This is a genomic window from Candidatus Dormiibacterota bacterium, from assembly GCA_035532835.1.
GTDB lineage: Bacteria > Vulcanimicrobiota > Vulcanimicrobiia > Vulcanimicrobiales > Vulcanimicrobiaceae > DAHUXY01.
The window spans coordinates 1-4,614 of the sequence record DATKQG010000099.1; the positions used below are offsets into that span (position 1 = coordinate 1).

Annotated in this window: 4 protein-coding genes; 3 read left to right on the plus strand and 1 reads right to left on the minus strand. The window is 62.7% G+C overall.

Annotated features, from left to right (window positions below; genetic code table 11):
• Positions 1-548, minus strand: a 548-nt coding sequence (locus VMW12_12865; protein ID HUZ50610.1) for a VIT1/CCC1 transporter family protein, incomplete at its 3' end; no start/stop codon positions are given.
• Between the two features lie 169 nt (positions 549-717).
• On the opposite strand from VMW12_12865, the gene VMW12_12870 reads away from it, so the two are divergent.
• The 3 genes from VMW12_12870 to VMW12_12880 are packed head-to-tail and all read left to right on the plus strand — an operon-like array spanning position 718 to position 4,190.
• The gene (locus VMW12_12870) at positions 718-1,677 is read left to right on the plus strand and encodes a substrate-binding domain-containing protein (GenBank protein HUZ50611.1); all 960 of its coding nucleotides are present in this window, start codon (positions 718-720) and stop codon (positions 1,675-1,677) included.
• 33 nt (positions 1,678-1,710) lie between these two features.
• The gene (locus VMW12_12875; protein HUZ50612.1) at positions 1,711-3,189 is read left to right on the plus strand and encodes a sugar ABC transporter ATP-binding protein; all 1,479 of its coding nucleotides are present in this window, start codon (positions 1,711-1,713) and stop codon (positions 3,187-3,189) included.
• A complete protein-coding gene (locus VMW12_12880; protein ID HUZ50613.1) occupies positions 3,186-4,190 on the plus strand; it encodes an ABC transporter permease in 1,005 nt (334 codons plus the stop codon). Before VMW12_12875 ends, VMW12_12880 begins: the two co-directional genes overlap by 4 nt.
• The last annotated feature ends 424 nt before the right edge of the window (positions 4,191-4,614 follow it).

Sequence of the window (4,614 nt, forward strand, 5' to 3'; positions counted from 1 at the left end):
GCGATCGATATTACGGTGGCGGCATGGGGGGCGAAGAAGAACCACGGCGCTAGCGGCACGCACGCTCCGAGCGCAAACGTCACGAGCGACGCGAATGTGGCGATCCAGGGCGAGCCCAGCTCGCCGGGATTGATGCCCAGAACGGCGCGTGAGTAGAGCTGCACGCAGGCGTTTTCGTCGTTGCAAAGGTCGCGGGCGGCCTCGCTGGCAACGCTCTGTGAGAGCCCCTCGCGTACGAAGGCGATCTTCACGCCTGCCGTACGCTCGTTTGGGTCGGTGAAAGCTCGACCCACCGAACGTAGGATCCGCTCGAGCAGCTGGACCTGTGCCTTCATCGAGACATACTCTCCGACGGCCATCGAGCAGGCACCGGCGACCAAGCTGGCAAGCCCCGCCAACTTGACCAGGTCGGCATTCGACGAGCCGCCCGCAACGCCGAGAATGAGCGCGAGGTTGGTCACCAATCCGTCGTTGATGCCCAGCACGGCGGCCCGGACGCCTCCGCTCTGGGCCTCGTCGGTGATGGAGGCGAGATTCTTGTGATCCATGCGCGGCGCTTCTTGTGCCGGGCGCCCACGCCTGCGAGAAAGGTAAGGTTCGGTTCGGCTTCTCCACAGATTGCACAAGAGAAATGTCGGTTGCTGTGGACAACGAAGGCGCGCGAACGCCGTTAGCCAACCACCTGCGCTGACCGATTTCTCTCGAAGGAGACCACGCTTGAACCACGCTCGTTCCGCGCTGATCGCTGCCCTGTGCATCGCGGTCTCCGCTTGCTCGAATTCGGGCTCGCAGGCCACATCGTCGTCGGCCGGGGCCAGCCCGGTTGCCATCACCAAAACCATCGGCGTCTCGATCCAGAACCGCGAGGCCCAATTCTACCAGGACATGGAGGCCGGTATGCGCTCGGAGGCCGCTAAATACGGCTACGCGCTCACGGTCGTCGATGCCAATCGCGACAATAGCGTCCAGCAGAGCCAAGTCGAGGACTTCATCACAAAGAAGGTCGATGCCATCGTCCTTACGCCTTACGATTCCACCGCCATCGGCAGTGCGATCGCGGAGGCCAACAGAGCCAACATCCCCGTGTTCACGGCCGACATCGCGAGCGTGAGCAAGCAGGGCCACGTCGTGGCGCATATCGCCAGCGACAACGTGCAAGGCGGCATGCAGGCGGGCGATCTGATCTGCCAGGCGGTCGGCAAGTCTGGAACCGTGGCCATCATCGACGAGCCCGAAGTGACCAGCGTTCAGGACCGGGTCAAGGGCTTCCGCGAAGCCCTCACCGCGCGCTGCCCCGGCGTGACGGTCGTCGCGGACGTCGATGCGGGTGGGCAGCGCGATAAAGCCGCCAGCGACATGGGCGACATTCTGCAGTCGCACAAGCATCTGAGCGGCGTGTTCGGCATCAACGACGATTCCGCGCTCGGAGCGCTCACGGCCGTCAAGGCGGCGGGGCTCACCGGCAAGGTTGCCATCGTCGGTTACGATGCAACGTCCGAGGCGCGTGCCGCCATCAAAGCCGGGCAGATGTACGGCGATGCAATCCAGTATCCGGAGAAGATCGGCGCGATGACCATCGATACGATCCACGATTACTTCGCCGGTAAGAAGGATCCGTATCTGGTGAAGGTCGGCGTGGGTTCGTATACCAAAGCCGACGCGACCAAGGCGCCGTAACCGCTGACTACCCTGGCAACTCCGCTGCTCGAAATGCGCGACATCGGGAAATCTTTTCCCGGTGTCCGCGCGCTTTCGGATGTCTCGCTCACGCTCCACGCGGGTGAAGTGCTCGCGTTGGTCGGCGAGAACGGTGCGGGCAAATCGACCCTGATGAAGATCCTGGCGGGAGCGCAGACCGCGGACGAGGGCGAGATCGTCGTGGACGGGCATGCCGTTCGCAACGAATCACCGCATGCCGCCGAGGCGGTAGGCATCGGTATGATCTATCAAGAGTTCAATCTCGTACCGCACCTCACGGCGGTGGAGAATATCGTGCTCGGCAACGAGCCCACGCGCGGCGGCCTGCTCGACCCCGCAGCGGCGCGCGCCCGAGCCGCGCGCGTGCTCGACGATCTCGGCATCGAGATTCCGCTCGACGTTCCCACCGCGCGCCTCTCGGTTGGGCAGCAGCAGATCGTCGAGATCGCGAAAGTGCTTTCCAAGCACGCGCGCATCATCGTCATGGACGAACCTAGTGCGGCGCTGACCGATCGGGAAGTCGATCGCTTGTTCGCGATCATCGCGAAGCTCAAGGCCGGCGGCGTCGGGATCATCTACATCTCGCACCGCATGGAGGAACTGCCGCGGATCGCCGATCGCATTACCGTGATGCGCGACGGTCGCGCGATAGAGACGCGCGCGGCAAGCGATTTTCCGCCCGGCGACATCGTTCGCGCGATGGTCGGCCGCACGGTCGACGCGCATTATCCCGTCGCGCCGCCGGTTCCGGCCGGCGCTCCGATCGTGCTCGACGTCCGCGGTCTCACGCGCAGCGGCGTCATCGACGACGTGAGTTTTAACGTGCGTGCCGGGGAGATCGTCGGGCTCGCAGGTTTGGTGGGCGCCGGCCGTACCGAAATTCTGCGCGCCATCGCCGCCGCCGACATCGTTCAAAGCGGCAGTATCGCCATCGACGGCAAGCCCCAACGGTTGCGAACGCCCGGTGAGGGCATAGCGGCCGGTATCGCCTTTATCACCGAAGACCGCAAAGGCCAAGGCCTCGTTCTCGGAATGGCCGTGCGCGAAAATATCTCCCTCGCACACCTCGCGCAATTCATCAATCGCGAATTGCTGATCGATCGCACGCGCGAGAGCGCCGCCGCAGAGCAAAAAATCGAGGAATTACGCATCCGAGTCACCGGCCCCGAACAACCGGTTCGCACGCTCTCGGGCGGCAACCAGCAGAAGGTCGTCCTCGCGAAGTGGCTGCTCGGAACGGCGCGCGTCTTCTTGTTCGACGAACCAACCCGCGGCATCGATATCGGCGCTAAGGCCGAAATCTATGCGCTCATCCTCACCCTCGCACAACAGGGAGCTGCCATCGTCATGGTATCGAGCGAGTTACCCGAAGTTTTGGGATTATCGCACCGCGTTCTGGCCATACGCCAAGGCCGAATCGCGGCGGAATTCTCGCGCGAACAGGCCACACCGGCCGCCGTTATCGCCGCCGCGACGGGGGCCGCGCGATGACCTCAGCGTTGCGAAATTATTGGGTGCGTATCGTCGCCGCGCTCGCGGTATTGACCGTTCTCGTCATCGTCGTAAACGTCGCCGCGCACGGCACGTTTCTGCAGCCGAGCAACATCGTGCGCGTCCTGCGCCAAATCACCTACAACTGTATCCTGGGCATCGGCCAAACGTTCGTCATCATTACCGCCGGTATCGATCTCTCGATCGGCTCGCTCGTCTCGCTCACGGGCGTCGTCATGGCGATCGTCGCCAACAGCCTGCACATCGGCGGCATCCCGCTCCTGGCCGTCACGTTACTGGCAGGCCTCGCGGTGGGAGCGGCGGCGGGCTACGTCAACGCGGTGCCGGTCGTCAAACTCAACTTGCCGCCGTTCATCACGACCTTCGCGATGCTCGAGGTGACCCTCGGGCTTTCATACATCATCTCGCACGGCCGGCCGGTTGCGCTGACCAACTCCGAGGCGTTCGCCGGTGTCGGATACGGCTCGTTCCTGGGGCCGCTTACCAAAGCGCTCCATCTGCCCAGCATTCCAACGCCGGTCATTTGGATGATCGTCGTCATCGCGATTTTCACGGTCATCCTCACGCGCACGCGATTCGGACGGTACGTGTTCGCCATCGGCGGCAACGAAGAAGCCGCGCGCCTTGCCGGCGTGAACACCGCTCGCATCAAAACGCTCGTCTACGTGATCAGCGGTATGTGCGCCGCCATCGTCGGCTTTCTCTACATGGCGCTGTTCGGATCCGGCTCGCCGCAGACGGGCACCGGCGATGAGCTGCTCGAAGCGATCGCCGCGGTCGTCGTGGGCGGCACGAGCCTCATGGGCGGCCAAGGCAGCATCATCGGCACGTTCTTCGGAGCGCTGCTCATCGGCTTGCTCTACAACGCGATGAACCTGCTCAACATCGATTCGTATTTACAAAAAGTCGTCCTGGGCGCCGTGATCTTGCTTGCCGTCATCCTCGACGAATTACGCAAGCGCTATCTTTCGAAGGCTTAGCGACGTGGGCGTAGCCAGCCAGGGCGGGCCTGTGATGCGATCGGGGGACGCCATAAAATTTCATCCATGAAATTTTATAGCTCGAGCACTTTTTCGACAAAACAAAGTTTTGAAGTGGCCATCCTGGCCAGGTCGAAAAAGCTGCACGCCCCCGATCGCACCACAGGCCCGCCCTGGCTGGCTACACCAGCGCACCTACCGCAAAGAAAAGTATAACGAGCGTCTTTTCAAACGCTCGTTATCGCGGTTGGCCATACGCGCCGGCGCGCGTGGGGTTTAGAAGGGGAAGTCGTTTGCCGTTAGGCCCGGGTTGAAGTTCCAGTTGAGGAACGATTGATCGAGCACGACTTGCGAACCGGAGTAGAGGATCTCGCGCAGTGGGAAGTGCGTTACCTGCGAGAGGTAGATGATTTGCTCGGATATG